A 25,908-nucleotide genomic window follows, 5' to 3' on the forward strand; every position below is an offset into this window, starting at 1 on the left:
GCGTCCGGTGCGAACCCGCTTGCGGCGATAGTGGCCCCGCTTTACACGGTCTTGAATAGCCTTCTTATCTATTTCGAAACGGGCACTGAACATAAAAATAATGGGTACGCGCCGCCCAGCCTACGTAAACCATACGTAGCCAGCTGTCTGGTTCAAAGCCTTCCGCTTCGTACAGCACGACTCGTCTGGAACCGAACCAAATAGTGGTGTGGGTTATCGGGCAACCCAGCATAAAACGCCCAGCACTTCTTACACGACAGGTAATTTTCACTATGGGTCCGAGCAACATCAGGTTACGCCGCTACTGTAGCCGGGCACGACTTTTGCCGCGTACAGCTAATCATGGCGCGGCCTGCCTGGCATTTACGTCTTCTTGCACTAACTGGCACAGATCTTGCATTAGTACCTGATAGAAGTTCTGTGTTTTGATTTCGAAGGAGACATAAAGTGGTCCAAATCGCCCACGAACTACGCGCCAAACAACAATTAAGCCTGACCCCACGGCTACAGCAGTCATTAAAGCTGCTGCAGATGTCCACTCTCGATTTCACCCAGGAAGTAGCCCAGGCTATTGCTACGAATCCATTTCTGGAGGAGGCGGAGCCTGAGCCTGATGCAGGAGAGGGGCGCGACGAAACCCACTCAGAGCCGGCCGAAGACGTGGCTGGCCAATACGCCCACAACTCCCTTGATTCGGGCACGACCCAAACTCAAGGAACCAGCGAATCGTACGAACATATCCAGGCTGAAACGCCAATCCGCGAAGAAAACGTGGAGGTAATACCCGAGCATGAAGATTACGCCACCTCATACTCGGGAGACTATCCCTCATCGCGTGGCGTGGATGGTGCCGACACCGATATCGGCCAGTGGGCCCGGGCTTCAACGGGGCTCCACGAGACCGTGCGAGACAGCCTTTTTGGTCAACCACTAAGCGACCGTGATCGCCTGCTGTCTGAATTCATTATCGAAGCTCTGGATGAGGACGGATACCTGCGCGTGTCCTTTGCCGATCTGGGTTGCGACGAGCTGGTCAACCCCCCAGCTTCGGAATGCGAATGGAATACCGCATTGAAACTGATACAGCAACTTGCCCCCCCGGGAATAGCGGCCCGCGACCTGGCAGAATGCCTTACGCTGCAGCTCAAGGCCATGCCGGCAGAGACAAGCTGCCGGAACCTGGCAATCGACATCGCAAATTCGGCGTTAGACAAAGTAGGGCGATGTGACTATGCCGGGTTGATGCGGACTTTCGGTTGCACCGAAGAAGAAGCACGCCAGGCTTGCCTACTGATTCGCCGGCTGGATCCTCGCCCAGGAACCCGTTATGTTTCAATCGACCCATCCTGCTATATCGTGCCCGACGTCATTGTCCGGAAGATCGGCAAGCAATGGGTAGCATTACCAAACAACGACGCCATTCCACGTGCTCAGCTGCACAGCACCTACGCGCGACTGTTCAAGGAAAGCCGCTACCAGGAGCGCGGCCTGATGGCCAAGGCCCTGCAAGAAGCGCGCTGGCTGATACGTAGTCTCGAACAACGCAACTCCACGATTTTGCGAGTCGCTCAGGCCATTATTGCCAGACAACAGACATTCTTCGACTATGGCGATGTCGCCCTGCGGCCGCTCATGCTCAGCGAAATCGCCGAAGAACTCAACATGCATGAATCGACCGTCTCTCGAGCCACAAGTAATAAATACCTGGCATCTCCAAGGGGCATTTTCGAGTTCAAGCATTTCTTCTCTCGTGAACTTTCCACACGATCCGGAGGAACCTGCTCTGCCGGGTCTGTGCGAGCGTTGATTCAGGAGATGATTGACGCGGAAGACCCGAAGAATCCTTTGTCTGATGTGATGCTTGCTCGCAAGCTTGCAGGCCAGGGCGTAATGGTGGCGCGCCGGACCGTGTCAAAGTATCGCGCACAGATCAAATACCCATCAGCGGAATTGCGTCGAGCTCCTTGAGAACGGCTACATCGCATTGGCGCGAAACCGCGGCACAGCGATTGCTTATGACTATCCACGGCAAGGCGCCACGCCGACGCCTGAATAAATGAACGTGATCATAAATTTCCACAGGAGCTTTCCATGAAGAAAATACTTAAACCCGTTCTTGGTACTTTGGTTCTGGGTTTCAGCCTCACCACCTTCAGCGCAATTGCACAGACCAACAACGGTCAGGCAGCCAATCAGGGCGCAGCAGCCACGCAACAGGCAGACCAGCACAATCGAAATCACGCGGCAATGAGCGATGATCAGATCGATCAGCGATACGAAGCCGAAAAGAAACGCTGCGAAAATCTTGAAGGTGATGAGAAGGATGTTTGCGAAAAGCAGGCCGAAACAAATCGTGATCAGGCCAAGGCTGACAGCAAGCAAAGCGCCAAGACTGCCGACGCACGGCATGAGGCCAACAAGGAAAAGAAAGACGCGCAGTTCGAGCTTGAAAAGGAAAAATGCAAGGCCATGTCCGGCGATGCTCAGGATCGCTGCATGTCCGAAGTCAAGACCCGCTATAACAAATAAAAAGGCTTCAGCAGGTACGAACAGCCTGATTTGATGATTGGCCGGTGCCGGGCATGCCCCGGAGCCGGCCAATTTATTTCAACACGCAAAAGCTGGCCGGGGCTTGCTGTATGCGGGAAGCACCAATGGCACCTGGCATCGCTATAACAGCCATTCAATGGGCAGATGTGAAAGAATCCACACTCCCATCAAACGCCACACACTGGCGCCGGGCTCTGAAGTATGTACGATACGCTCGCCATCCTTCACCTCTTCCCAACGCAGCTCATTTGAATCACTCAAAAATACGCGATAGGCCATATCGGCTGCCTGTTTTTCAAGCGCTGCCGGTAAATTCTGCGCAAGCCTGGGGCTTTCGATTACAAACCCGATTTCAGTGTTCAAGCGCGCAGAACGCGGGTCAAAATTGAAGGAGCCGATAAAGATTTTCTGTCCATCTACCGAAAGGGTTTTCGCATGCAGGCTGGAAGCTGAACTTCCGGTCAGACCCCGGTCGCGGAACGCAGCAGGCGACGTCACTTTCTTGAGTTCGTAAAGCGTGATTCCTGATTGCAGTAACGGAAGTCGACGCTTCGCATAGCCGGCATGGACTGCAGCCACATCCGTCGCCTCAAGGGAATTGGTCAGGATGGTCACCTGAACCCCGCTTTCAGCAAGCGCTGTCAGATAGTCGACCCCAGCTTTGGTCGGTACGAAATACGAAGACACCATGAACAGATCTTGCTCTGGCACACCGAATATTCTCCCTAGTCGCTGAGGCAGCATTTCATGATCGTCGGCCTCACCGAGCCCTTTTGAGGGATCGTCACTGACCATTCGGGTAACCGCCCATTCAAGCTCGATACTGCCGTCCAGCAACTGCTTGACGAGCGGCAACTCGTTCATGGCTTTGACGTACCCCGCAGCCCGCTCGTCTTCCCTGATGCTCCGGGCACGAGCCTTGAGTTCATCGAGCCCGCCTTCGTTCGCCGGTGCCAGGATGAGGTCCACAGGATAGGACGAGGCACTTTCCCAATAACGGTCGAAATCCTTGGAGACCTCGGTAACGACGGGGCCGACAGCCAACACATCCAGATCAATGAACTGGAATTCTTCCGAAGCGCCAAAATATTCGTCGCCGACATTGCGTCCGCCGATGATGGTAGCCTGGTTGTCTACCGTATACGACTTGTTATGCATGCGACGATTCAATCTTGCAAAATCGGTGAGATAGCCCAACCAGCGCCAGTTGCGTTGTACAAAAGGATTGAAAAGCCTGACTTCGATATTGTCGTGACTGTCCAGCGCCGCCAGAACGCCGTCCATGCCGACCGTATTGTTGTCGTCCAGCAGAAGTCGGACCCGTACACCGCGGTTGGCGGCGTCAACCAAAGCGTCGAATAGCAGGACGCCCGCCATATCGTCATGCCAGATGTAGTTCTGGATATCGATGGATCTTTCAGCAGCTTGAGCCATCAGAGCCCTGGCAGCGAATGCACTTCCTCCGCTCATCAGAGGCGTTACCCCTGCGTTCCCGACATGCTTGGCGGCCAAAGGAACAATTGCACGGCCTAAAGTAGTGTCCGCTGTATCGATATACGCTGTCGATACCGTTCGCTTGTCAAGAGATGGAAGTTGCGCGCACGCGACCAGAAAAAGAGAGGCCAGAAATGCCCCGGACCAGCTCAATATGCGTTTCATGCGTCGCCCCGACTCAATATGGCTAGTGCTACTTTACTCATGTTTTGCCTTGCAGGCTTGATTGGTGTCACAAGCATGTTCACGTCGAGGTGAGGAACTTCTCGATGACATCCAGCAGATCTTCGGGGCATTCAAACGGCATCATGTGACCGGCGTCGAGCTCTGTATATTGCGCTCCCGGAACCAACGCCGCTGCCTGTGCAGCCTGGTTCGATCCAAGCACGAAATCTTGCGCTCCGCCAACAACCAACGTGCGGGCGCTGATCTTGGGCAGGTCACAGCGAATGTCGATACGCGAATCGAGCTCAACCTGGCGAAGCAGGCCGTCCCAATGATTGGATGCACAGATCAATTCAGTCCACTGCGCAATCTGCTCGTGCGTAAACTGTCGAAGAAATCTCGGACTGAATCCATTCAACAGGACGAGTCGGGCAAACGTGACGGGATCGGTACGAATAAGCTGTTGCCAAATATCAAACTGGAGCTGAAGCCGGGGCTCAGATCCATTCACCAATGGGGCCAGCAACATCAAGGAGCGCACTTGACCCTTACCTTCGGCCGCAATTGCAGACGCCACCGCTCCACCCAGCGAATATCCGAGCAAGTCGAACGATTCGAAACCATTGGCCGTGGCGGCCGCCATCACCTGACTCGCAAGAGTGGCAAGGGTCAAGACCCCGCCGTCATCCTGCGTATGGCCCGAGCCCGAATAGTCAACCCGAAGAACCGTTCGTCGGCCGATCAACGCCGGCATCAGGTGATCCCAATTGCTATTGAGGTCGCCCCCGGTACCAGATACCAGCAATAGCGGCGGTCCTTCACCGTCAACACGATATGCCACCCTGGCTCCATCAAGCTCGACAAACTGGATCATGTCACCCCCGTGTTGTGATTGGTTCTGGGCGACCGGACACAGACTCGGCCCGAAGCCTCAACAGGAAATTACTCGAGGCCCATTGCGGCAGTCAAATCAGTTTTCAACAGAACTTCAAGAATGAGACGCAGCTGGCTAAAGCCAATTGTCCGCGCATGCCGACGCGGTCAGTTTCTGGTGAAACTCAAGACCCAACAAAAAACGCCGCTGAAGGCAGCGGCGCAGTTGCTTGATTTAACAAGAGAATTCTGGGGTGACCGATGGGACTCGAACCCACGACAACCGGAATCACAATCCGGGACTCTACCAACTGAGCTACGGTCACCGTTGCTTGATAAGCCTAAGATCGGCTCAGCAAAGAATTGGGATTCTAGCATGAATTTCAAAGGTGGCAAGTTCAAGCCTGGGCTTCCGCCAGCCGCACTGATGTAGGCCGCAATGCCTGCACCCTGCTTTCTTGCTCCGTCCAGACCTTCGCAGTTCAAATCGCTTCAAACCTGCAGCCGGCTTTTCTATATACTTGATCGATTATGCATGGGTATAACACCACACCATGCACTTCACACAAGAACATTCGTTTCGTACCCGTAACCATGCTGCTTTCCCTGCAGGAACTCTTGCAAGAGTACTGGCCGCACTTTGTGTTTCTGTTCACTGTGACGGCTGCCGTTACCGCGGCGATTCATGCCGCCATGAACAAGACAGATGTCCGCGCCGCCATTGGCTGGGTGGGTGTGATCATTTTTTCACCGCTGTTCGGTGCCTTCTTCTATCTGATCGCCGGGATCAATCGTGTCCGCCAGGACCAGATTTCACAACAGCGGGATAGGTCCTTGCGCGATTACAGCACGCTGGACGACACGCCAATTACCGAGGTCGCGCCCTATTCGGCGCCGCAGTTCGAGTCCCTGCGCACCCTGGGAGACACGGTCAGCAGCTTTCCGCTATGCGACGGAAATCACATCCAGCTTCTTTGCAGCGGAGATGAAACCTATCCGGCCATGATCGAAGCGATTGAAAATGCCAAGGTTTCAATCGCCCTTCAGACGTATATCTTCGACAACGATCAAAAGGGACGCATGATTGCAGATGCGTTGGCTCGGGCGGTCAAGCGCGGAGTTGAAGTTCGTGTATTGATCGATGCAATCGGGTCAAAGTACTCGCGGCCTCCCATCGTTTCCCTGCTTCGTCGCCTGGGAGTACGGACGGCGTTGTTCATGACCAACCCTCTCGGCATGCGCATGCCTTATGCCAACTTGCGCAGTCACCGAAAAATTCTGATTGTCGATGGGTGCATTGGCTTTACCGGAGGGATGAACATCCGGGCGGGCTTTACCACCGGTCCATCGGGCGAGCCCGCGGCTCGAGACACACATTTCAAGGTAGAAGGCCCCATCGTCCTGCAACTGACCGCAGTGTTCTCGCAAGATTGGGAATTCACCACGCGCGAAGTGCTACCTCACGAGACCTGGTGCTGTGCGAACTGGTCGCCTCCCGAACCACGGGTCCCTGCACGCTGCATCCGCTCGGGCCCCGACCGCACCATACTCAGCACACATCACATGCTGCTGGGCGCATTTGCAGTTGCCCAGCACAGCATACGCATACAGTCGCCCTATTTCCTGCCCGATGTCGCGCTGTTGGGCGCGCTCAACACAGCAGCCCGACGTGGAATTCAGGTGGATATTGTTATCCCCGGCCAGAACAACCTGCGCCTTGTAAACTACGCAATGACAGCCCAGCTGGATCAGGTTATTCGCAACGGCTGTCGCGTCTGGCGCGCACGCGGCACGTTCAATCACTCAAAGCTCATCACCATTGATGGTGCGTGGTCATATGTAGGCTCATCGAACCTGGATCCGCGCAGCCTGAGACTGAACTTCGAACTTGACGTTGAAATCCACAGCCGCCAGATGGCAGCAGAGCTCGAACAAAGAATTGACGCCGAGATTGCCGACTCCGACCTGGTTACGCTCGATACACTGGCCGCCATCCCCTTCATCAAGCGATTGCGCAACAAGATCATCTGGCTGGCCAGCCCTTATTTATGATCGGCAAAGGGCCAGTTGGGCAGTAGAGTGAAGTCGATATGAGCGGCCGCAGCCTCGGCAGTGGCATCCGCCAGGCGCGGCACATGACCGAGTAACGGGGCGCTCAACCGACGCCGGAGAGTCTCGACGTTTTCTTGCAGGTAGGGCATGTCGGCATCGACCGTATTGGCCACCCAGCCTGAAAGTTGCAACCCCTGAGCCGCAATGGCTTGAACCGTCAACAAGGCATGGTTTATGCACCCCAGCCGCATCCCGACCACCATTATCACCGGCAGGTTCAGCTCACGAGCCACATCTGCCGTGTCGACGTAATCAGACAAGGGCACGCAAAAGCCGCCTACTCCCTCAACCACCACGGCGTTACACTCTGACTTCATGCGATTGAAGGCGCGCAGGATCTGGCTTGAGAACATCTGCACACCGGCGCGCTGTGCCGCAATATGTGGTGCCACTGGTTCACGCCACAGGTAGGGCGTTACCAGTTCAGGCGGAAACACGACGTTGCCGGCGGCGTTGAGCCGATCGACGTCGTCGTTGTGCCAGACACCGTCGCGCTCCTGTGCACCGGCAGCCACGGGCTTCATGCCTGCGGATCGCAGGCCTTGCCGACAAAGAGCATGCAACAAGGCGCTGCTGACAAGGGTTTTGCCGATCTCGGTATCGGTTCCGGTCACAAAACAAGCGAATTTGGCTTGAGTTTTCATGGGCGGTACAGCCTGCTTTCCACTTGATTCAGAGTGTCGGCCAAGGCAGCGACATCTGCATCGGCATGAGCAGCCGACAGAGTGATGCGCAAGCGCGCCGTGCCGGGCGGAACTGTCGGGGGTCGAATGGCCGGCACCCAGAAACCGGCCTCGTGCAGTTGCCTGCTTGCTTGAACAACTTGCTCATTGTCACCCAACAGTATGGGTTGAATGGCGGTTGAGGACTGCAGCTTCGTCCAATGCGTCAGGCGCAGCTCGCGGTTCAGGAGGTCGATCAAATGGTGCAATCGGGCACGCCTGGACTTGCCATCCGGGCCTTCAATGATGTCGAGACTTTCGAGCAGCGCCTGTGCCAGAGCAGGCGGCGAGGCGGTACTGTAAACATAGGCGCGTGCCCGCTGTACCAGCCAGTCGATGACACTGGAGTCTGCAGCGACGAAGGCTCCGCCAACGCCTGCGGCCTTGCCCAGGGTGCCCACATAGATAAGATGCTCAGAACGCAAGGCAAAGTGTTCCAGCGCCCCATGACCCTGTCCGCCAAGGGTGCCAAAGCCATGTGCGTCGTCAACCAGTAGCCATGCCCCGTACTTTTCACAAAGCTGCAAGATACGCGGCAATGGAGCCAGGTCGCCATCCATGCTGAAAACACTGTCGGTGACTACCAGCTTGACTCTGGCAGAGCTCGTCGCCAGCAGCCCTTCAAGTTCGGATACATCGCAATGCCCATATACCTTGACTTTGACGCGCGCCAGCCGCATTCCATCGATTAACGAGGCGTGATTCAAGGCTTCGGAAAACACCTCGACACTCGGATCCAGGGCCGCCAACGCAGCAATCGCCCCCACGTTCGCCATATACCCGGTAGAAAAATACAAGGCAGCCACGTTCGGGATATGTTCAGACACAAAGCTTGCCAATCGCTGCTCCAGCTGATCGTGCACCTTGTAATGGCCGCTGATCAGGTGGGACGCCCCACTTCCGACTCCGTAGCGGTCGGTTCCGTCCTTAAGCGCATCTGCGATTCGCGGGTCGGCCGCCAGACCCAGGTAGTCGTTGCTGCAAAACGCACGTACGTGTGTCCCGTCAACCTGCAGCTGTGAACCGCAGGGGCTGTCTGAAGTTCGACGCCTTCGGCGCAGCCCTTGCTGCTCCAGTTCAGCCAGGCGGGCAAGAACGGTATCCAGCGGACTCATGACATCAGCGCTTTTTCAAAAACCGTCTGCACGCTGTTTGCCAGGTGCATCACCTCGTTATCATCAAGAATATATGGCGGCATGACATAGACGGTATTGCCAATGGGCCGCAACAACAGGCCGCTCTCGAGGCCGATCGTGAAGAAACGGCGGGCAAAGGACGTGTCCGCGTCGTTTACCTGGGCGTCAAACGCCCAGATCATTCCGCATTGACGAAAATTGCGAACCTTCGGATGCTCCGCCAAAGTCCCAAAAGCACGCGTAATCTTGCCGGCCAGTACGTGGTTGGCATTCAGCACATCATCTTCTTCAAATATTTGCAGGGTCGCCAGCGCTGCCCGACATGCCAGAGGATTGCCGGTATAAGAATGAGAGTGAAGAAATGCTTTGGAAACCTCGTCGCTGTAAAACGCATCGTAGATATGCTGACGCGTCATGACCAGCGAAAGCGGCAGATACCCCCCGGTAATGCCTTTTGAAAGCAGCATGAAATCCGGCCAGATGGCTGCTTGCTCGGACGCGAAAAAGGTACCTGTCCGACCACAGCCCACAGCAATTTCATCGGCGATCAGGTGGACATCGTAGCGGTTGCACAAGTCGCGCAGAAGAACCAGATAGAGGGGGTCGTGCATGGCCATTCCGGTTGCGCACTGCACCAGCGGCTCGACTATGACTGCAGCAACCGACCCGGCCCGTTCGTTTAGCAGATCTTCGAGTGCAGCTGCGGCCCTTCGGGCTTGATCCGCCGCTGTCTCACCTTCGCCGGCCTGCCGGGCGTCCGGCGAATCGGTGATATGCGGCTTGCCAAGCAATGGGCCATATGCGTCGCGAAACAAGGCTACGTCAGTGACGCTGAGCGCACCAAGAGTTTCGCCATGATAGCTTCCCCTAAGGCAAACGAATTCGCGTTTATCAGGCTTGCCCGTATTACGCCAGTAGTGAAAGCTCATCTTGAGTGCAATCTCGACCGCTGAGGCGCCATCTGACGCATAAAAGCAATGGCCCAGGGTATTGCCTGTACGCGCTGAGAGCTGTTCAGACAACTGGACGACCGGTTCGTGAGTAAAGCCCGCCAACATGGCGTGTTCAAGCCGATCAAGCTGATCCTTGAGCGCCAGATTGATACGGGGGTTTGCGTGCCCAAAGAGGTTCACCCACCAGGAGCTGATCGCGTCCAGGTACCGCCGGCCCTCATGGTCAAACAGCCAGGCACCCTTGCCGCGACTGACGGCGAGCAGAGGGGTCGTCTCGTGATGCTGCATCTGCGTACAGGGATGCCATACACTTTTCAGACTGCGCGCCGTCCAGGCGGCCGAGCTGGTTTGACTGGCTTCGGTCATGCCTCAACCCTTGATCGCCGCAATGACGGCCTGCGCAAATTCGGACGAGCCGTCTGCCAAAACATTCAGGATAGTAAAGTGATCGGTGTCGGGTACTGAATCGTGCCGGGCTACATTCCAGGCCTTTCCAAGGGTTTCGGACTGGATATGAAACTGTTCGGTCTCGCCCGCTCCGACAAACGTGTGAATATACGTGTTGTCCGGCCCGGGCCAGGCCAGCGGACTCAGCGCTTCGGCACGGGCCTCGTCCAGACCCAAAGCATTATTGATGGATGAGGGCAGCAGCGGCGGCAGATCAAACACTCCGCTGATCGGGAACAGGTTGACGATGGCAGGCATCTCCGAGGGAGCAGGATCGTTCGTACGCGCCACCATCATGGCAATCAGATGCCCACCAGCCGAATGGCCCATCAGCGATACCCGAGCCGGATTGAAGCCCAGCTTGTCAGCCTGCGATCCAAGCCAGACCAGCGAGCGCCGGACTTCGGAAACCATCTGCTCAATACGAGCTTCAGGAGCAAGGGAATAATTGATGACAGCCACGTTGATGCCTGCCGCAATATAGGGGCCGGCCATGAAGTTTACGTCGGCCTTGTCCCCGCCCTGCCAATAACCGCCATGAACAAACACCAGCAACGGGCCACCAGTCTGTGCACTGAAGTAATCCAGCTTCTGCAGTGGGCCGTCTCCGTATGCCAGATCAAGTTGAGGCGAAACTTTACGCACCAGCTCCTGACTGGCCTTAACCCAGGTTTCCCGGGTTGCGGGGTAGCTGGGGAACGCCTCCCGCAGGTTGTACTGGCGTTCGCTATCTGCTGCCGGACACTGTACACGCGCCGCTGTCTTGCCATTTTGGCCCATCATTAATCTCCATGTTCGTATATATGCAGGGGATGCCAACACGCGGGCAAACACTACCCCTTCGCTAAGATTCTAACCTTTGCGATTCCTTTCGCGGGTACTCGATGGCCGACGGGGTTCACGGGTACGCCCTGTCGGTACCAGAGGGTTGTCCGGCACAGACGCCGAGGGCACGGCCGAGGTATCGGACAGAAATCCATCGTAAAGCTCACGCACTACGGCACGGAGCCACATCAGCCGTGGATCGTTGTGAAACCTGCGATGCCAGTACTGCTTGAGGTCGTAACGCGGAAAGCCTGGCGGCGGCGCCAGGACTCGCAGGCGTCGGCTTCGAGAAAAGCCCAGCGCGATGGTCCGGGGCAGAACCACCACCAGGTCAGTCTCTTCGACCAGACCAGGAACGCTTAAGTAGTGAGACATCTGCAGGCCGACCTTTCTGCGTATCCCCTGAGCCTGGATGTACCGTTCGTACATTTCCATAGTGCGGCTGCCGTCCCGGACCAGCAGGTGTTCGGCCTGTCTGAACTGCGCCATGCTCATGCGTTGCCCTTCAATGGCGTGGCCCGCCCGTACCATGCATGCCAGCACATGCGAAAACAGCCGCTGCTGATAAATGGCCGCACCGGTAAGATCTGGAAAATAACCGATGGCCATGTCTACCTCGCCTTCCGACAGCGCGTGCTCCAACTCATCGGGGCCCAGGCTTACGGTTTTTATCAGCAAGCCGGGAGCGTCACGCCGTAGCCGATGATACAACTCTGGCAACAGCACCACTTCACCAATCTCGCTCAGGCAAACCGACAGTTCCCCTTGGGCTGCAGCAGGGTCGAAAGTGGAGGGAGCAAGAATATCCCGGTCAATGACCTCCAGAACTTCGCGCGTCTTGTCCAGGATGCGCAGAGCCATTGGTGTGGCGCGCATGCGCATGCCCTCGCGGACAAACAAGGGGTCATTCAGGGCTGTTCGCAAGCGCCCTAACGCGGCACTGGCCGCCGGCTGGCTGATACCCAGACGAGCGGCTGCTACGGTCACGCTACCGGTGTCATGTACTGTCACCAGCACACGCAGTAAATTCAGGTCAAGCTTCATCTCACGCCCAGCGGGAATCGTTTCCTTCAGTGCCATATACCCAAGGCCTGTCTGCAGGTTCCGACGAACCGGCATCCTCCCACCAGCATAGTCTATAAACAAACCAAATAGTACAAATAAGCCTAATCCACTATATATATTCTGGAACAATAGCTAGAGTAGAAGTTTGTTCCCATCTGGAGACAGTCGTGCCATTTCTTGAAAACGCCTGGTATATGGCCGCTTGGGCTGACGAAATCAAGCCAGGCGAGATGTTGCATCGAAAGCTGCTGAATCGGCCCATCGTTTTCTTTCGCCGCAGCGATATGCAATTGGCTGCGCTGCACGACCTTTGCCCGCACCGCTTCGTGCCCCTGCACCTGGGCCGCGTCAAGGGCGACGCCATCGAGTGCGGTTATCACGGCTTGCAGTTCGACTGTAGCGGGCGTTGCGTTGCCAACCCCCATAGTGACACCATTCCTTCCGCGGCACGTGTCAAATCCTATGTGATCGAAGAGAAGGACGGTATTGCCTGGATATGGATGGGCGAGCCCAGCCTGGCGGACCGCACGCGTCTGCCAGACTTTTCACGTCTGCATTCAGCTCCGCCCAGCGCGGGATCACGTGGCTATCTTCGAACCGGGTGCAACTACAAGTTAATCGCTGACAACGTAATGGACCTGAGCCACGCCGACTTCGTTCACTCGGACTCCGTGGGTGGAGGCGCCTTCACCCGCGCCAGGCCGCAGGTCGCTGAGCATGGCGACGAGGTACATATCACGTGGGAATGCAAACACGACAGCGCCCCGCCCGCTTATGATCGGCATATGCCGGAACCGGGTCAGCCTGTCCACTTCCGGACGGTCGTCCATTGGCAGGCGCCGGCCATCATGCATCTGGATATAACGATTACACCGCAGAACGACCCCCAGAGCGAAGGCCTGCGCACTGACAATGCACACATTGCGACGCCGGAAACAGAGACGACCTCGCACTATTTCTATTGGCTGACCCGACGGTTCTGCGTCGATGACGAAGAGATCAACAGTCGTCGCCAGGCTATTATGCACAATGCATTCAGCAACGAAGACGAGCCCATGCTAAGGGCTCAGCAGCAAGCCATGGAGACCGATGATTTATTCGCGCTGAAGCCAGTATTGCTCCCCAGCGACGCAGGCGCTGTCCGGGCCCGACGAAAACTGGAGCAGATGATACGGGATGAACAGGCTGCCCGACGAACTCAAACCCCCACGTAGCGGGTAATGAGCTCGGGCTGAGCAGACAGCTCGGGTGACGTGCCGCGCCATACCGTGACGCCCTTGTCCAGAATCACATTTCGATCAGACAGCCGCAGCAGGGCCTTCGTGTTCTTGTCGACCACAATCATCGAGAGGCCCTGCTCTTTAAGGCGTTGCAGAACCTTCCAGATTTCGGCCCGGACGACGGGCGCCAGTCCCTCTGTAGCTTCGTCCAGCACCAACAGTCTGGGGTTCGTCATGAGCGCCCTGCCAATGGCCAGCATCTGCTGCTCTCCCCCTGACAACTGGTTACCCATATTGCTGCGACGCTCTTGCAGTCGTGGGAACAACTGGTAAATCGTGTGCAGTGACCACGGATTGCTTCCACCGGACTTCGAGGCCGTTGCGAGCAGATTCTCTTCGACGGTAAGTGTGGGAAATATCTGTCGGCCCTCGGGCACCAGCGACACGCCCATGCGGCCGATCCGGTACGGTTGCAAGCCGGCAAGGTCGGCTCCGTCAAAATGGATGCTGCCAGCACATGGCTGCAATAAACCAAAGAGGCACTTGATGACCGTCGTGCGGCCCATGCCGTTGCGACCTATCAGGCCAATCACCTCACCCTGAGAAACGTCAAGACTCACGTCAAACAACGCCTGAGAGGGGCCATATTTGGCGGCGAGATTCTGTATGGAAAGCATGCGTACTCCTGGTATCAGGCGTCTTCATCATCACCAAGATATGCCTTGCGCACATCGGGATGATTGCGGATTTCGTCGACTGTGCCCGTGGCAATGATCTTGCCGTACACCAGCACACTGATACGGTCGGCCAATGAAAACACGGCATTCATGTCATGTTCGATCAGGACGATGGTGTATTGCCCTTTCAGCGTATGCAGCAGTTCAATTGCTGCGGCCCCTTCGGCGGCACTCATTCCGGCCATCGGCTCGTCCAGTAACAGCAGACGTGGCCCGGCCGCCAGAGCCATCGCAATTTCCAGCTGCCGCCGTTGTCCGTACGCCAGATTGGCCGCCTTCTCGTCAGCCACATGAAGCAACTGACAATCGGTCATTACGCGATCGGCCACCTGCATGGTTTCTGAGTCGCCCGTGAGCGGCTTCCACACGGCCATGCGAACTCCCTGCGTTCTTCGCGCTGCCAGACAGACGTTTTCCCGGACCGTAAATGCATCAAAGACAGAGGTGATCTGGTACGAGCGCAACAGCCCCAGTTCAACGCGCTGCTGCACAGGTTTCTCGGTAACGTCGACATCATCAACAAGAATACGCCCGCCGTCGTTTGCCAGTTCGCCCGTCAGCAGATTGATCAATGTGGTTTTTCCGGCGCCGTTCGGACCGATGATCGCATGCAGTTCTCCGGGGCGCACATCAAGCGTGACTTCGTCGGTAGCCTTCAGGCCGCCGAAATGGCGTACAAGCCGTTCTACGGTTAACGAAGGTGCATTCATCGTGATTCTCCTGCTGTCTTGACCCGCGGAACAGCGCTTGCCCTGGGTGGCCGATTCAGAAATGTCTTGAGCCAGGCAAACTGATTACGACCGGCCAGCGCGATAAGCACGATGATGGGACCCATGATCAACATCCAGTGCGTTGTCAGCCCCTTCAGGACTTCTTCGAGCGACAAGAATACGAGGGCGCCAAAAATCGGACCCGTAACCAGCCCGATACCACCAATTACGATCATGACAATCAGCTCGCCTGACAGATGCCACGAAATGTAGTTGGGTACGGCAAACGCGGTAAGGTTGGCGAGCAGGAATCCGGCGAGCCCTGTGACCACGCCCGACAACACATAGGCAGACAACTGAACCCGAAATACCGAATAACCAAAGGCGTCGACCCGACGAGGGTTGATATGAGTGGCCTGCAACACCATGCCAAACGGCGACGTCCGAAGCCGATACAGGAATACGGTGAGGGCCAGCAACAGTGCCCAGGTTGTCCAATACACTTCAACGCTACCGCTGAGTTCGAAGAAACCAAAATTGCTCGGTTCGTAAATATTCAGCCCATCATCACCACCAAAAACAGTCAGGCTGACCATCAGGAAATAAAGCATCTGCGAAAAAGCCAGCGTGATCATGATGAAGCCTATGCCCGAGGTTCGCAGGCACACCGAACCGACAAGCACGGCCACCACAATGCAGATCGCTATACAAACCGCAAGCTGAATCCAGCCGTTAGAGATGCCGTAATGACTGAGTATGCCGACGGCATAGCAGCCCAGGCCAATAAACATGGCGTGCCCGAAACTTACCAGACCGGCAAAGCCAAGCACGATATTCAATGCGCAGGCTGCCAATGCATAAATAAGCACGCGAGCGAAGAAGGTAACGTAAAACGGCTCATCAAGCGCATGAGCGACAAAGGGCAATGCAGCCAGCAATAAAAACAGTATCGGCAGGCTGATGCGCGTAATGTTGCGTGTATTCATATCGTGCTCCTGCGCTTTAACGTTTGGCCGAAACCATCAACCCGTGGGGCTTGAAAGCCAGGACAAACGCCATCAGCAGGTAGATGAGCATAGAGGCCACGGCCGAGCCAACTGTGTTGGCAGCGGTTGGCGCAAGAAAAAGTGTCAACAGTGCTGGCAGGTAAGCGCGGCCCAGGGTATCGATTACCGCGATCAATATGGCCGCGAAGAGGGCCCCACGGATGGAACCAATGCCACCTACGACGATGACTACCAGAGCAAGAATCAATACGGGGTCCCCCATTCCGGACTGCACAGACAGGATCGGTCCGGCCAGGGTGCCCGCCAATCCCGCCAGGGCGGCCCCCAACATGAACAGGGATTTCTTGAGCAAGTCAACGTTGGCACCCAGTACGCTTACCATCGAAGCATGTGTGGTACCGGCTCTGACCAGCATGCCGAAGCGCGTGCGTTGTATCAGGAACCAGGCGCCGAATGCCACCACGATTCCCACGGCGATGATAAGGAGCCGGTATACCGGATAAGGAGCACCAAGAATTTCCACTGAGCCACGGATAACCTCGGGAATCGTCACGAAATAAGGTCGATTCCCCCAGATGACGATCGCCAGTTCATTAAAGAACATCATCAGCCCGAACGTTGCCAGCACCTGATAAAGATGATCGTTGCGATATAGGGGTCGGGCGACCAGATGCTCCAGAACCAGACCGACTATCGCTGCCGCAGCCACTGCCGCAAGCAACGAAAACAAGAACGAGCCGCTGGCGTTATAGCTGGCTGCGCCAACGAATGCGCCGATCATGTACAAGGAGCCATGGGCGAGGTTGATGAAATTCATGATGCCAAAGATAAGGGTGAGACCCGACGACAACAGGAATAGCAACACGCCCAGCTGCAAACCATTGAGCAGCTGTGAAAGAAACAAGGAACTATTCATCTAAACATTCCGTGGTGATGGTTGCCACGGGGCCGAATAACCGGCTCCGTGGCGCAGCGCAAATAGCGCGCAGCGGCGGCTTACTTCATGTCGCACTCGGACACGTAAGCGTCCTGGTGGTCAGTGAATACCGTTGCAACCTGTTTGACCATTACGTCATCACCCTGGCCGATTGCCTTGAATGCGTAGACATTCTGAATGGGCATATTGTTGGTATTGAACGCAAACTTGCCTCGAACCGTCGGGAACTCTGAACCTGCCTCTTTCACCGCCTTGACGAAAGCCTGACGATCGGAGACATCCCCATTGAGCTTGCGTACAGCGGTATCCAGCAAGTAGGCTGCGTCATAACCATTGGCCGCGTACTCGGACGGCGTATGACCATACTTGCCTTCAAAGGCCTTAACGAACTTCTTGCTATGCGGGTTATCGAGGACCGGAGCCCAGGTGGCGCCATATATGTTGCCGTCCGCCTGGTTTTTAAGCGAAACCAGGGTGTTGGAATCGATCATGCCCTCGGAATACACCGGTATCTTGCCCATGACACCAGCCTGACGAACCTGACGTGCAAAATTCACGCCCGTACCGCCCGTGTAGAACACGAACAGGGCTTCGGGACTGGCTGCCTGCAAGGCCGAAATTTCGGCAGAGAAGTCCAGTTGTCCAAGCGGCGTGTATACCTCGTTTACGATCTCGCCCTTGAAGTAGCGTTTGAACCCATTGAGTTTATCTTTGCCTGCCTGATAGGCAGAGGACATGAGGTAAGCATTCTTATGGCCAACGTCTTGCGCGTACTGGCCCATCGCCTCGGACATGGTGTCATTCTGCCAGGCAAGACCAAACAGGTTGGGCGCGCATAGACGGCCTGCAATGGGGCCCGGGCCGGCGTTGGTAGCAATTGCCACGACACCGGAGTCCTTGATGCGCCGCAGTTCTGCCATCAGCACGTTCGAAAAGCCCAGTCCAACAATGGCATCTACCTTGTCGCGCTCAAGGAACTTTTGAACGATCTGACCACCGACGTCCGGTTTGAGCTGGTCGTCCTCAATGACCACGTTGACTTTCTGCCCACCAAGCTTGCCACCCAACTCTTCTATGGCCAGCAGAAACCCATCGCGCTGATCCTGGCCCAGAACCCCCTGTGGGCCGGACAAGACTCCCGAGAACCCGACAGTGATGTCGGCGTGAGCAGCCGGAACGGCCATGAACAGTCCCGCCGCAAAAGCAGCGATCGCGGTTTTTTTCATTACTTGTCTCCCGTTGTTTGAGCAGGACCGACATTCGGCCCTGCCCTTCTTTAAAATTGATGGTGCCTCTCTGCTCAGGCGTTTTCTTTTTGCAGCAGATCAAGAGCGACGTCGACAATCATGTCTTCTTGACCGCCCACCATGCGGCGGCGGCCAAGCTCAACCAGAATGTCGACGGTTTTGAGACCGTACTTTTCTGCGGCCGCTTCGGCATGTCGCAGGAAGCTGGAATAGACACCGGCATAGCCCAATGCCAGCGTTTCGCGGTCGACCCGCACGGGACGGTCCTGCAAGGGACGCACGATGTCGTCTGCCGCGTCCATCAACTTATATAAATCGCAACCATGATTCCAACCCATGCGTTCTGCGGCCGCAATGAACACTTCAAGCGGCGCATTGCCGGCTCCTGCGCCCATGCCGGCAAGGCTGGCGTCAACGCGGTCGCATCCCTCTTCGACAGCGATGATGGAATTGGCCACCCCCAATGACAGATTGTGGTGAGCGTGTATGCCGGTTTCGGTTTCGGGCTTGAGTACGTCCTTGAAAGCACGAAAGCGGTCACGGACGTCATTCATGTTCAGGGCACCGCCGGAATCCACCACATACACACAGGTGGCACCGTAGCTTTCCATAAGTTTGGCCTGCTGTGCGAGCTTGGCCGGCTCGTTCATGTGGCTCATCATCAGAAAGCCAACGGCGTTCATGCCAAGTTCACGCGCATACTCGATATGCTGTTTGGAAATATCTGCCTCGGTGCAATGCGTAGCGACGCGCACAATGCGCGCTCCGGCATCGTAGGCAGCGCGCAGATCGTGCACCGTACCCACGCCCGGCAGCAAAAGAGTCGCGACCTTGGCATGGCTGACAGTCTCGGCCACCGCCTCGATCCACTCAAGGTCGGTATGTGCACCAAAACCGTAGTTGAAGCTCGAGCCCGACAGACCATCGCCGTGCGCGACCTCGATGGAATCGACACGGGCTTCGTCAAGTGCCTTGGCGATCTGACGTACGTTGTCCAGGCTGTACTGATGTCGGATAGCGTGGCTGCCGTCGCGCAGCGTAACGTCCGAAATATAGATTTTCTTGTCGCTCATATGTTGCTCCTTGCAGCCTTATACGGCCATGCCGCTCATGCGGGTTTCTGCCAGGCGTTCTGCACAGGCCAGCGCGGCTGACGTCATGATGTCCAGATTGCCTGCATAGGCCGGCAGATAATGAGCCGCCCCTTCGACTTCGAGGAATATGGAGGTCTTGAGTCCCGTCAGCTTGCCCAACCCGGGCACGTTAAGCGGCCGGCTCTCGTCGTACAGATCGAACTGCACCTCTTGCTTGAGCCGGTAGCCTGGTACATAGCTTTGCACTTTCTGCACCATGGCCTGAACGCTGTCGCGGATGGCGTCCTGGTCAGCTGGTTCGGACAGCGTGAAGATCGTGTCGCGCATGATGAGCGGCGGCTCGGCAGGATTCAGGATGATGATGGCCTTGCCACGGGTGGCACCGCCCAGAACCTGAATGGCTTTGGATGTGGTTTCTGTAAATTCATCGATGTTGGCGCGCGTACCCGGGCCTGCCGAACGACTTGAAATCGAAGCCACGATCTCGGCATAGTGCACCTTGGCAACGTCAGACACAGCCTTGACCATGGGAATCGTGGCCTGGCCGCCGCAGGTGACCATGTTGATGTTGGTCGCATCCAGTTTCTCGTCGAGGTTGATCGACGGAATGACGTATGGGCCGATCGCAGCCGGGGTCAGGTCGATGACCTGCACACCGTGCTCTTGCAATACCGCATTGTGTCGCTCGTGGGCGCCCGCCGAGGTGGCGTCGAACACGATCCGAATATCCGAAAACCCGGGCATGGCCACGAGACCATCGATGCCTTCGGCTGTGGTCGGCACGCCCATGCGCTGAGCACGGGCCAGGCCGTCGGATTGGGGGTCAATTCCCACCATGGCCGCCATTTCCAGACCCTTGCTCTGGCGCAGGACCTTGATCATGAGGTCGGTGCCAATATTGCCCGACCCGATAATGCCTACTTTGATTTTGCCAGCTTGTGTCATATCAGTTCCTTTGTCGATGTGCGAGCCACTACACGAAACGCAACGAGAGCGAACCCAGATGCTGGTAGCGCACAGTAATATTGTCGCCCTTGCCGACAGCCACCGCTTCGGTGACGCCACCGGTAAGTATCAGGGTACCTGCGGGGATTTCCTCACCGCGTGCGCCCAGCATATTGGCCAACATGGCCACGCTTTGAGCAGGATGCCCCAGCACTGCCGACCCCGCTGCCGTAGCAACCACCTCGCCGTTCTTTTCCATGACAACGCCCAGGTTCTTCAGGTCGATGCCGATGGGGCTGCGAGCATTGCCGCCAACCAAGTATCGGGCCGCCGACGTGTTGTCCGCCACGACACTTTTGAGATCGAATTTGAAATCCTTGTAACGGGAGTCGATGATTTCAATGCCAGGAAGGATGAAATCGGTGGCCGCCAATACTGCACCAATGTGGCAGCCAGGCCCCTTCAATGGCTTGCTTGTAACGAAAGCGATTTCTGCTTCGACCTTGGGGTGAATCAACGACGACGTGTCACACTCGCCGCCGTCAGCCAGCGTGCCGTAGTCGGTAAGAAAACCACGCACCGGGTCGACCACACCCATCTGCTTCATCTTTGCGTGCGAGGTCAAGCCCATTTTCAGACCGGTGATTCGCACACCACGACTGGTCTTGATGGCACGGATGGCGTCCTGGATCGCGTAGGCGTCGTCCCAATCCATGTCCGGGTAATCATCAGTTATCTTCGTGACTTCCTTGCACTGCATTTCGGCCTCGTCCAGATGGACGGCCAGTTTCTGTATGGTTGCCTGATCTAGGGCCATGATGTGAATTCCTTATATAAACCTGACGCCGACCGACCCGATGCCGCCCAAGCTGACTCGCAGATTGTCACCAGCCTGGACTGGAATCATTGATGCGAGCGAGCCAGACAAGATGACTTCGCCGGCACGCAAGGACATACCCAGTTCGCCCAAGGTGTTGGCAAGCCAGGCAACGGCATTGAGTGGATGACCCAGAGCCGCCGCCCCGGCTCCAGTACCGACAACATCTCCGTTCTTTTCGAGCGTCATCCCGACCAGCGACAGATCGATCTTGCGAGGATCTGCGGCCGCATCACCCAGCACGAAGACACCTGACGAGGCGTTATCGGCAACGGTATCCTGAATGCGGATCTTCCAGTCACGCACTCGCGAATCGACGATTTCGAAACATGGCAACACGTAATCAGTGGCACGCAGGACATCGGCATTCGTGATGCCAGGGCCGCATAGATCATGCTTGAGAATGAAAGCGATCTCACCTTCTGCCTTGGGCGCAATCAGGGAAGCCGCCTCGATGGCAGCGCCATCGCCATACACCATTGAAGAGGTCAGATGTCCGAAGTCGGGCTGGTCGACTTTCAGAAGGTCCATCACCGGCCTGCTGGTCACGCCGATCTTCTTGCCGATGACCTGTTCCGCTCCATTCTGCAGACGCCGCTCTATCATGCGCAGCTGAATGCGATAGGCGTCTTGAATGGTGATGTCGGGCTCGGACTCGGTAAGAGGAGAGATGGCCTGGCGCGACACGAGGGCTTCGTAAAGCTGATCGCCGTATTGTTGAATTTTTTGCTCGTTCATTTTGTTGCCTGTAGCGTCTTATAGCTTGATGCAGACGTTGCGAAGTTCAGTATAGAACTCCATCGAGTGCACACCCCCCTCGCGGCCAATGCCTGACTGCTTGGCCCCGCCGAACGAAGTCCGCAGGTCGCGCAGGAACCACGAGTTGATCCAGCAAAGGCCCACATTCAAGGCTTCGCCCATGCGATGTGCTGTGCCCAGATCCTGGGTCCATACGGTTGCCGCAAGGCCGTACTTGGTGTCGTTGGCCAAAGCGATGACTTCTTCTTCGGTATCGAATGGCCTGATATGACAGCACGGTCCGAAAATTTCTTCGCGGATGACAGGCGACGATTCGGGCAGACCCGTCCAGATGGTAGGTTGCACCCAGGCCCCTTCGTTCAGGGGAGCGGGCAAATCGGGCACGCCACCGCCGGTAACAATCGTGGCGCCTTCGGCACGGGCTTTTTCGTAGTAGCTGAGGACTTTCTGGCGGTGCGTCTGGGACACCAGCGGACCGAAGTTCATGCCCTCTTCGCGCGGATCGCCCATTTTGAACGATTCAGCCTTCTGCTTGAGAGCCTCGACGAAGCGCTCGAAAATCGGGCGCTGTACATAGACTCGTTCGGTACCCAGGCAGACCTGGCCACTGTTTTCGAACGCCGACCGCGTGATGCCGGCGACGGCCTTGTCGAAATCGGCGTCGGCGAACACAATGCCCGGGTTCTTGCCACCCAGCTCGAAAGAAACCGGACGCACGCCCTTGGCGGCTGCCTTCATGATGGCTTCGCCCGTTCCGGTTTCACCGGTGAACGTGATGCCGTCCACGTCGGGATGCTCCGTCAGGAACTGGCCCGCAGAATCTGGTCCGAACCCGTGCACAACGTTATAAACTCCGGCGGGTATGCCTACCTCGTTCATGACTTCGCCCAAAAGAGTGGCCGTCGCGGGGGTTTCTTCTGAAGGCTTGACTACCACAGTGTTGCCACAAGCCAGGGCTGGACCGACCTTCCAGGTCATGAGCAACAGTGGCAGGTTCCATGGGCAGATCACACCGATGACGCCTCGGGGCACACGCACGCCGTAATTCAATGCCTTGCCTCCATCCGGCGTGTCCATCGGGAAGGTTTCTGTCGGGATATTGCGGATCAGATCAGCGAAGACCTTGAAATTGGCGGCTCCGCGCGGAATATCGACATGGCTGGCAAGTACATGTGGCTTGCCGGTGTCCTTGATTTCTGCATCCAGAAAATCTTCAAAGCGACGCTCGATTGCGTCGACGAGCGCATGAAGCAGATCGACCCGCTGCTGCACTTTCATTCGCGACCACGGGCCCAGGGCAGCACGCGCTGCACGTACCGCTTCGTCGACTTGCTGAGCCGACGCTTCGTGTACAAGTCCATTAAGACTATTGTCGACCGGGTTGCGATTTTCGAAGGTTTTATTCGACGTTACCCACTGACCATTGATGAAGTTCTTGAAGTCTTTCATTGAGTGCTCTCGTTGATAAACACACCGGATGAACTGCTGTCTCCGGCAATAAGGTATTCCCACATACGTTCAAAGATTCGTCCTGCGTCGGTAGCTCGCTGCCTGGCAGCAGCCGGCGCGATGATGCCATCGTCTGAAGCCAGGCCCGCGCATCGCAACTGCAATTCAATGCGCGCCGCGTCCTCCAGATACCAGGTAAGTACCACCGCCTTTTCCAGAGACTCGGCCGCAACGACGGCGCCATTGCCGCGCATCACCACCGCTGGTGCTTCAGCCATGGTCTCTGCGACGCCCCGAGCAAGGTCTTTGTTGCGGATAAGCTGGACATCATTCCAAAGTGGTACTTCGGGAGAAAAATAGGTTCCCATGCCGTGCCTGGGGGCCGGCGTAATCCCCGCCGCCGATAGTGTCATGACGTCGCGAGGCATGCTGCGGACCACCCCGCCGACCTGGGGACGACGCCGGTATATTTCCTGATGAATACGTACCTCGCCCAACACACCATCCGGCAACTCGCCATCGATACTGACCACAGTACCGTTGTCAGAGTCGCTGATCAGGCCCATGGGCTGTGGAGCGCACACCAAAAAATGGTGATCGTCCAGCCGCATGCTGCAATGACCATAGGCATGTACCAGATTCGCTCTGGCAAGCGCACGCGCAGCCAGCCGCAGCAGATGTTGCTGCTGTGCGGCTGCAGACATGATGCCGGCACTGCTCACGACTTGAACTCCGGGATGTCAGGCTTGGCACCCCACATGCAGAAAGATGAAGGAATTGCCGGGAAGGCACGCGGGCGGTAGGTTTTCTCGTCTTCTTCTGTAATGAGCCTTACGCCGGTGGAGTACTCATAGATCATTCCGTCGGGACCTTCAAAGTACAAGAAGACTGCCCCCGAAGTAGGATGGCGCCCCGGTCCGAACTTGATGGGTACATTCCGCTCTCGCAGAATGTAATACGCCCGCATGATGTCGTCGATACTTTCTACCTGGTGATTGATATGCTGCACACCAGGATAGGTAGAGGGAAACAAGGCGATCTTGTGATGAACTTCATCAATGCGCAATAACGGAGCATCGCCGATGCGGTCGCTGACCTTGGCGCCCAGCAAGCTGGTCCAGAATACTTCGTCGCGCCGGCCGTCCAGAGTCCGCAAGCCAATATGGCTGAACCCAGTAATGCCCGCATCGCGCGAGGGAAAATACCGCCGACCACTGTGATGCGGCGCATAAACCAGATCGATGCTATTGCCGGAAGGATCCTTGAAATTAATGAAGTCGCGCACATAGCGCTGTTCAGCTTCTTCGGCGCGACCTTGCGTAACCTTATACCCCTTGGCTTCGAGTACGGCTGCGGCATTGCTGAGTTCTTCAGGGGTGTCTACCTCGAAGGCAGCAGTGTGATCACTGGGGTCTCCCAGAAAGTAGCATAGGGTGTGATCGCGACTGTCGGAACGAAAATACACTGCATTCTTGTCGCGTCGTGCCACTTCCAGACCCAACAAATCGGTGGCGTACCTGGCAGCAGCATCAAGGTCGGCAGTGCCAAGCCTGACATACCGAATATCGTGTAAATGAATCAAAGCCGTCTCCTCTTTCCAGCGACTAATCAACCCGCGCTGTTCAGCACAGTTATAGGATAAATTGATAAAATATCGGCGTCAACAAGTTTTATCGAGATTTTAGAAAAATATAAATAAACCTGTTCATTCATGTAGAATAGCTCAGCATGGCGTGCCTGCAAAGGGCCCGAATACACCCACATCCCGCAACTGACAGGCCGAGCGCCAATCCAACACTGACAGAGCAGAAACGGCATATGGATCATCCAATTGAATCCGCAGCGCCCGGTCCGGTCACCGCAGAATTCCGCAGCGGAAACGGCGGCTCGGGCAAGACCCTTGTAGGTACCGCCTATCGCAGCCTGCGTCGCGACATTATCGAAGGACGGCTTGCACCAGGTACCAAGCTGCGGGTCGAACACCTGAAAGATGCATACGGCGTTGGCGCCGGAACCTTGCGCGAAGCGTTGGCGCTACTGGTGTCCGACGCGCTTGTAGTGGCTCAGGATCAGCGGGGCTTTCATGTCAAGCCGATGTCACTTGCCGATTTTCACGACATTACCCAGACTCGCATCCTGCTGGAGTGCGAAGCGCTCAGGCAATCCATGCAAAATGGAGATGACGTGTGGGAAAGCCGGCTTGTGGCTGCCTTTCACAGACTGGATCGTGCAGAAAAACGATTGGACGGCCAGCAGGACGACCACTTTGACGAGTGGGAAGAGCGCAACCGCGAATTCCACCAAGCCTTGATCAGTGCCTGTACTTCCGCGTGGGTCCGCCATTTCCTGGGCATTCTTTACCAGCAGGCCGAGCGCTACCGTCGACTGGCAATCATGCACAAGCCAATTCCTCGAGACGTACACCGCGAACATCAGGCCATACTCGACGCAGCTCTGGCACATGACGCCGATACGGCGTGCAAGGTATTGTCCGAGCATATTGGCATGACCTACGAGGCCATGAAACACCTGCCGGCAGAGATGTTCAGCGGCTGATCTTGCCGCCGCCGAACACTTGCCAGTT

24 protein-coding genes and 1 tRNA gene are annotated in these 25,908 nt (G+C 56.5%); 5 read left to right on the forward strand and 20 right to left on the reverse strand.

The window, feature by feature from the left end; translation table 11 throughout:
* Nucleotides 1-447 precede the first annotated feature (447 nt).
* Complete coding sequence (locus Q1J88_RS03280; RefSeq protein ID WP_301116036.1) at nucleotides 448-1,968, forward strand: RNA polymerase factor sigma-54; 1,521 nt, start codon at nucleotides 448-450, stop codon at nucleotides 1,966-1,968.
* Nucleotides 1,969-2,091: 123 nt separating this feature from the next.
* Nucleotides 2,092-2,529 (forward strand): hypothetical protein, encoded by a 438-nt coding sequence (locus tag Q1J88_RS03285; RefSeq protein ID WP_301116038.1) that lies wholly within the window; start codon nucleotides 2,092-2,094, stop codon nucleotides 2,527-2,529.
* Nucleotides 2,530-2,670: 141 nt separating this feature from the next.
* Here Q1J88_RS03285 and Q1J88_RS03290 read toward each other — a convergent pair whose 3' ends face one another.
* From Q1J88_RS03290 to Q1J88_RS03300, 3 genes are all read right to left on the reverse strand, one after another.
* The gene (locus Q1J88_RS03290; protein ID WP_301116040.1) at nucleotides 2,671-4,209 is read right to left on the reverse strand and encodes a phospholipase D family protein; all 1,539 of its coding nucleotides are present in this window, start codon (nucleotides 4,207-4,209) and stop codon (nucleotides 2,671-2,673) included.
* Between the two features lie 79 nt (nucleotides 4,210-4,288).
* Entirely contained in the window at nucleotides 4,289-5,083 is a 795-nt protein-coding gene (locus Q1J88_RS03295; protein WP_301116042.1) for an alpha/beta hydrolase, read from the reverse strand.
* Between the two features lie 249 nt (nucleotides 5,084-5,332).
* A tRNA-His gene (locus Q1J88_RS03300) sits at nucleotides 5,333-5,408 on the reverse strand.
* Nucleotides 5,409-5,676: 268 nt separating this feature from the next.
* Between Q1J88_RS03300 and cls the strand changes: the two genes are divergently transcribed.
* Nucleotides 5,677-7,134, forward strand: a complete 1,458-nt coding sequence (gene cls / locus Q1J88_RS03305) for a cardiolipin synthase (protein ID WP_301116044.1) — start codon at nucleotides 5,677-5,679, stop codon at nucleotides 7,132-7,134.
* Here cls and bioD read toward each other — a convergent pair.
* The 5 genes from bioD to Q1J88_RS03330 all read right to left on the reverse strand — a co-directional run bounded on the left by bioD (nucleotide 7,125) and on the right by Q1J88_RS03330 (nucleotide 12,357).
* Entirely contained in the window at nucleotides 7,125-7,838 is a 714-nt protein-coding gene (gene bioD, locus Q1J88_RS03310; protein WP_301116046.1) for a dethiobiotin synthase, read from the reverse strand. The two genes, cls and bioD, sit on opposite strands and share 10 nt — an antisense overlap.
* Nucleotides 7,835-9,031 (reverse strand): 8-amino-7-oxononanoate synthase, encoded by a 1,197-nt coding sequence (bioF, locus tag Q1J88_RS03315; RefSeq protein WP_301116048.1) that lies wholly within the window; start codon nucleotides 9,029-9,031, stop codon nucleotides 7,835-7,837. Before bioF ends, bioD begins: the two co-directional genes overlap by 4 nt.
* A complete protein-coding gene (locus Q1J88_RS03320; protein ID WP_301116050.1) occupies nucleotides 9,028-10,371 on the reverse strand; it encodes an adenosylmethionine--8-amino-7-oxononanoate transaminase in 1,344 nt (447 codons plus the stop codon). Before Q1J88_RS03320 ends, bioF begins: the two co-directional genes overlap by 4 nt.
* Before the next feature lie 3 nt (nucleotides 10,372-10,374).
* Complete coding sequence (locus tag Q1J88_RS03325; protein ID WP_301116052.1) at nucleotides 10,375-11,235, reverse strand: alpha/beta hydrolase; 861 nt, start codon at nucleotides 11,233-11,235, stop codon at nucleotides 10,375-10,377.
* 69 nt (nucleotides 11,236-11,304) lie between these two features.
* On the reverse strand, nucleotides 11,305-12,357 hold the full coding sequence (locus Q1J88_RS03330; protein ID WP_301116054.1) for a LysR family transcriptional regulator: 1,053 nt from the start codon (nucleotides 12,355-12,357) through the stop codon (nucleotides 11,305-11,307).
* Between the two features lie 152 nt (nucleotides 12,358-12,509).
* On the opposite strand from Q1J88_RS03330, the gene Q1J88_RS03335 reads away from it, so the two are divergent.
* Entirely contained in the window at nucleotides 12,510-13,556 is a 1,047-nt protein-coding gene (locus Q1J88_RS03335) for an aromatic ring-hydroxylating dioxygenase subunit alpha (protein WP_301116056.1), read from the forward strand.
* Here Q1J88_RS03335 and Q1J88_RS03340 read toward each other — a convergent pair.
* The 12 genes from Q1J88_RS03340 to Q1J88_RS03395 form a co-directional block, all read right to left on the reverse strand.
* The gene (locus Q1J88_RS03340) at nucleotides 13,541-14,239 is read right to left on the reverse strand and encodes an ABC transporter ATP-binding protein (protein ID WP_301116059.1); all 699 of its coding nucleotides are present in this window, start codon (nucleotides 14,237-14,239) and stop codon (nucleotides 13,541-13,543) included. The genes Q1J88_RS03335 and Q1J88_RS03340 overlap by 16 nt on opposite strands.
* A 14-nt stretch (nucleotides 14,240-14,253) precedes the next feature.
* Complete coding sequence (locus Q1J88_RS03345) at nucleotides 14,254-15,009, reverse strand: ABC transporter ATP-binding protein (RefSeq protein ID WP_301116061.1); 756 nt, start codon at nucleotides 15,007-15,009, stop codon at nucleotides 14,254-14,256.
* Nucleotides 15,006-15,995: a branched-chain amino acid ABC transporter permease gene (locus tag Q1J88_RS03350; protein WP_301116063.1), complete on the reverse strand. Its 990-nt coding sequence runs from the start codon at nucleotides 15,993-15,995 to the stop codon at nucleotides 15,006-15,008. Before Q1J88_RS03350 ends, Q1J88_RS03345 begins: the two co-directional genes overlap by 4 nt.
* A 16-nt stretch (nucleotides 15,996-16,011) precedes the next feature.
* Nucleotides 16,012-16,932, reverse strand: a complete 921-nt coding sequence (locus Q1J88_RS03355; RefSeq protein WP_301116065.1) for a branched-chain amino acid ABC transporter permease — start codon at nucleotides 16,930-16,932, stop codon at nucleotides 16,012-16,014.
* Between the two features lie 80 nt (nucleotides 16,933-17,012).
* Nucleotides 17,013-18,179, reverse strand: coding sequence for an ABC transporter substrate-binding protein (locus tag Q1J88_RS03360; protein ID WP_301116066.1), 1,167 nt, complete (start codon nucleotides 18,177-18,179; stop codon nucleotides 17,013-17,015).
* A 74-nt stretch (nucleotides 18,180-18,253) separates the two neighbouring features.
* The gene (gene dmpG / locus Q1J88_RS03365) at nucleotides 18,254-19,273 is read right to left on the reverse strand and encodes a 4-hydroxy-2-oxovalerate aldolase (RefSeq protein ID WP_301116068.1); all 1,020 of its coding nucleotides are present in this window, start codon (nucleotides 19,271-19,273) and stop codon (nucleotides 18,254-18,256) included.
* An 18-nt stretch (nucleotides 19,274-19,291) separates the two neighbouring features.
* Nucleotides 19,292-20,239 carry an acetaldehyde dehydrogenase (acetylating) gene (locus Q1J88_RS03370; protein ID WP_301116070.1) on the reverse strand — a complete coding sequence of 316 codons (948 nt, stop codon included), beginning with the start codon at nucleotides 20,237-20,239 and terminating at the stop codon, nucleotides 19,292-19,294.
* 28 nt (nucleotides 20,240-20,267) lie between these two features.
* Complete coding sequence (gene dmpH / locus Q1J88_RS03375; protein WP_301116072.1) at nucleotides 20,268-21,056, reverse strand: 2-oxo-3-hexenedioate decarboxylase; 789 nt, start codon at nucleotides 21,054-21,056, stop codon at nucleotides 20,268-20,270.
* A 12-nt stretch (nucleotides 21,057-21,068) separates the two neighbouring features.
* Nucleotides 21,069-21,854: a 2-oxopent-4-enoate hydratase gene (gene dmpE / locus Q1J88_RS03380; protein WP_301116073.1), complete on the reverse strand. Its 786-nt coding sequence runs from the start codon at nucleotides 21,852-21,854 to the stop codon at nucleotides 21,069-21,071.
* Nucleotides 21,855-21,872: 18 nt separating this feature from the next.
* On the reverse strand, nucleotides 21,873-23,324 hold the full coding sequence (locus Q1J88_RS03385; protein ID WP_301116075.1) for a 2-hydroxymuconic semialdehyde dehydrogenase: 1,452 nt from the start codon (nucleotides 23,322-23,324) through the stop codon (nucleotides 21,873-21,875).
* Nucleotides 23,321-24,028: a class II aldolase/adducin family protein gene (locus Q1J88_RS03390; RefSeq protein ID WP_301116100.1), complete on the reverse strand. Its 708-nt coding sequence runs from the start codon at nucleotides 24,026-24,028 to the stop codon at nucleotides 23,321-23,323. Before Q1J88_RS03390 ends, Q1J88_RS03385 begins: the two co-directional genes overlap by 4 nt.
* A gap of 14 nt (nucleotides 24,029-24,042) precedes the next feature.
* Nucleotides 24,043-24,906, reverse strand: coding sequence for a VOC family protein (locus tag Q1J88_RS03395; RefSeq protein ID WP_301116077.1), 864 nt, complete (start codon nucleotides 24,904-24,906; stop codon nucleotides 24,043-24,045).
* A gap of 236 nt (nucleotides 24,907-25,142) precedes the next feature.
* Here Q1J88_RS03395 and Q1J88_RS03400 point away from each other — a divergent pair, with 236 nt between their 5' ends.
* A complete protein-coding gene (locus tag Q1J88_RS03400) occupies nucleotides 25,143-25,880 on the forward strand; it encodes an FCD domain-containing protein (protein ID WP_301116078.1) in 738 nt (245 codons plus the stop codon).
* Nucleotides 25,881-25,908: the final 28 nt, after the last annotated feature.

It is taken from the genome of Pusillimonas sp., from assembly GCF_029263785.1.
Classification (GTDB): domain Bacteria; phylum Pseudomonadota; class Gammaproteobacteria; order Burkholderiales; family Burkholderiaceae_B; genus Pusillimonas.

Excerpts from the sequence above, each read along its gene's own strand:
- Q1J88_RS03285 (WP_301116038.1), top strand. The coding sequence starts at position 2,092 with ATGAAGAAAATACTTAAACCCGTTCTTGGTACTTTGGTTCTGGGTTTC.
- Q1J88_RS03400 (WP_301116078.1), top strand. The coding sequence starts at position 25,143 with ATGGATCATCCAATTGAATCCGCAGCGCCCGGTCCGGTCACCGCAGAA.
- Q1J88_RS03355 (WP_301116065.1), bottom strand. The coding sequence starts at position 16,932 with ATGAATAGTTCCTTGTTTCTTTCACAGCTGCTCAATGGTTTGCAGCTG.
- Q1J88_RS03385 (WP_301116075.1), bottom strand. The coding sequence starts at position 23,324 with ATGAAAGACTTCAAGAACTTCATCAATGGTCAGTGGGTAACGTCGAAT.
- Q1J88_RS03390 (WP_301116100.1), bottom strand. The coding sequence starts at position 24,028 with ATGTCTGCAGCCGCACAGCAGCAACATCTGCTGCGGCTGGCTGCGCGT.
- dmpH (WP_301116072.1), bottom strand. The coding sequence starts at position 21,056 with ATGGCCCTAGATCAGGCAACCATACAGAAACTGGCCGTCCATCTGGAC.
- dmpG (WP_301116068.1), bottom strand. The coding sequence starts at position 19,273 with ATGAGCGACAAGAAAATCTATATTTCGGACGTTACGCTGCGCGACGGC.
- Q1J88_RS03345 (WP_301116061.1), bottom strand. The coding sequence starts at position 15,009 with ATGAATGCACCTTCGTTAACCGTAGAACGGCTTGTACGCCATTTCGGC.
- Q1J88_RS03330 (WP_301116054.1), bottom strand. The coding sequence starts at position 12,357 with ATGGCACTGAAGGAAACGATTCCCGCTGGGCGTGAGATGAAGCTTGAC.
- bioD (WP_301116046.1), bottom strand. The coding sequence starts at position 7,838 with ATGAAAACTCAAGCCAAATTCGCTTGTTTTGTGACCGGAACCGATACC.
- Q1J88_RS03360 (WP_301116066.1), bottom strand. The coding sequence starts at position 18,179 with ATGAAAAAAACCGCGATCGCTGCTTTTGCGGCGGGACTGTTCATGGCC.
- Q1J88_RS03340 (WP_301116059.1), bottom strand. The coding sequence starts at position 14,239 with ATGCTTTCCATACAGAATCTCGCCGCCAAATATGGCCCCTCTCAGGCG.
- cls (WP_301116044.1), top strand. The coding sequence starts at position 5,677 with ATGCTGCTTTCCCTGCAGGAACTCTTGCAAGAGTACTGGCCGCACTTT.
- Q1J88_RS03295 (WP_301116042.1), bottom strand. The coding sequence starts at position 5,083 with ATGATCCAGTTTGTCGAGCTTGATGGAGCCAGGGTGGCATATCGTGTT.
- dmpE (WP_301116073.1), bottom strand. The coding sequence starts at position 21,854 with ATGAACGAGCAAAAAATTCAACAATACGGCGATCAGCTTTACGAAGCC.
- Q1J88_RS03350 (WP_301116063.1), bottom strand. The coding sequence starts at position 15,995 with ATGAATACACGCAACATTACGCGCATCAGCCTGCCGATACTGTTTTTA.
- bioF (WP_301116048.1), bottom strand. The coding sequence starts at position 9,031 with ATGAGTCCGCTGGATACCGTTCTTGCCCGCCTGGCTGAACTGGAGCAG.
- Q1J88_RS03370 (WP_301116070.1), bottom strand. The coding sequence starts at position 20,239 with ATGACACAAGCTGGCAAAATCAAAGTAGGCATTATCGGGTCGGGCAAT.
- Q1J88_RS03290 (WP_301116040.1), bottom strand. The coding sequence starts at position 4,209 with ATGAAACGCATATTGAGCTGGTCCGGGGCATTTCTGGCCTCTCTTTTT.
- Q1J88_RS03320 (WP_301116050.1), bottom strand. The coding sequence starts at position 10,371 with ATGACCGAAGCCAGTCAAACCAGCTCGGCCGCCTGGACGGCGCGCAGT.
- Q1J88_RS03325 (WP_301116052.1), bottom strand. The coding sequence starts at position 11,235 with ATGATGGGCCAAAATGGCAAGACAGCGGCGCGTGTACAGTGTCCGGCA.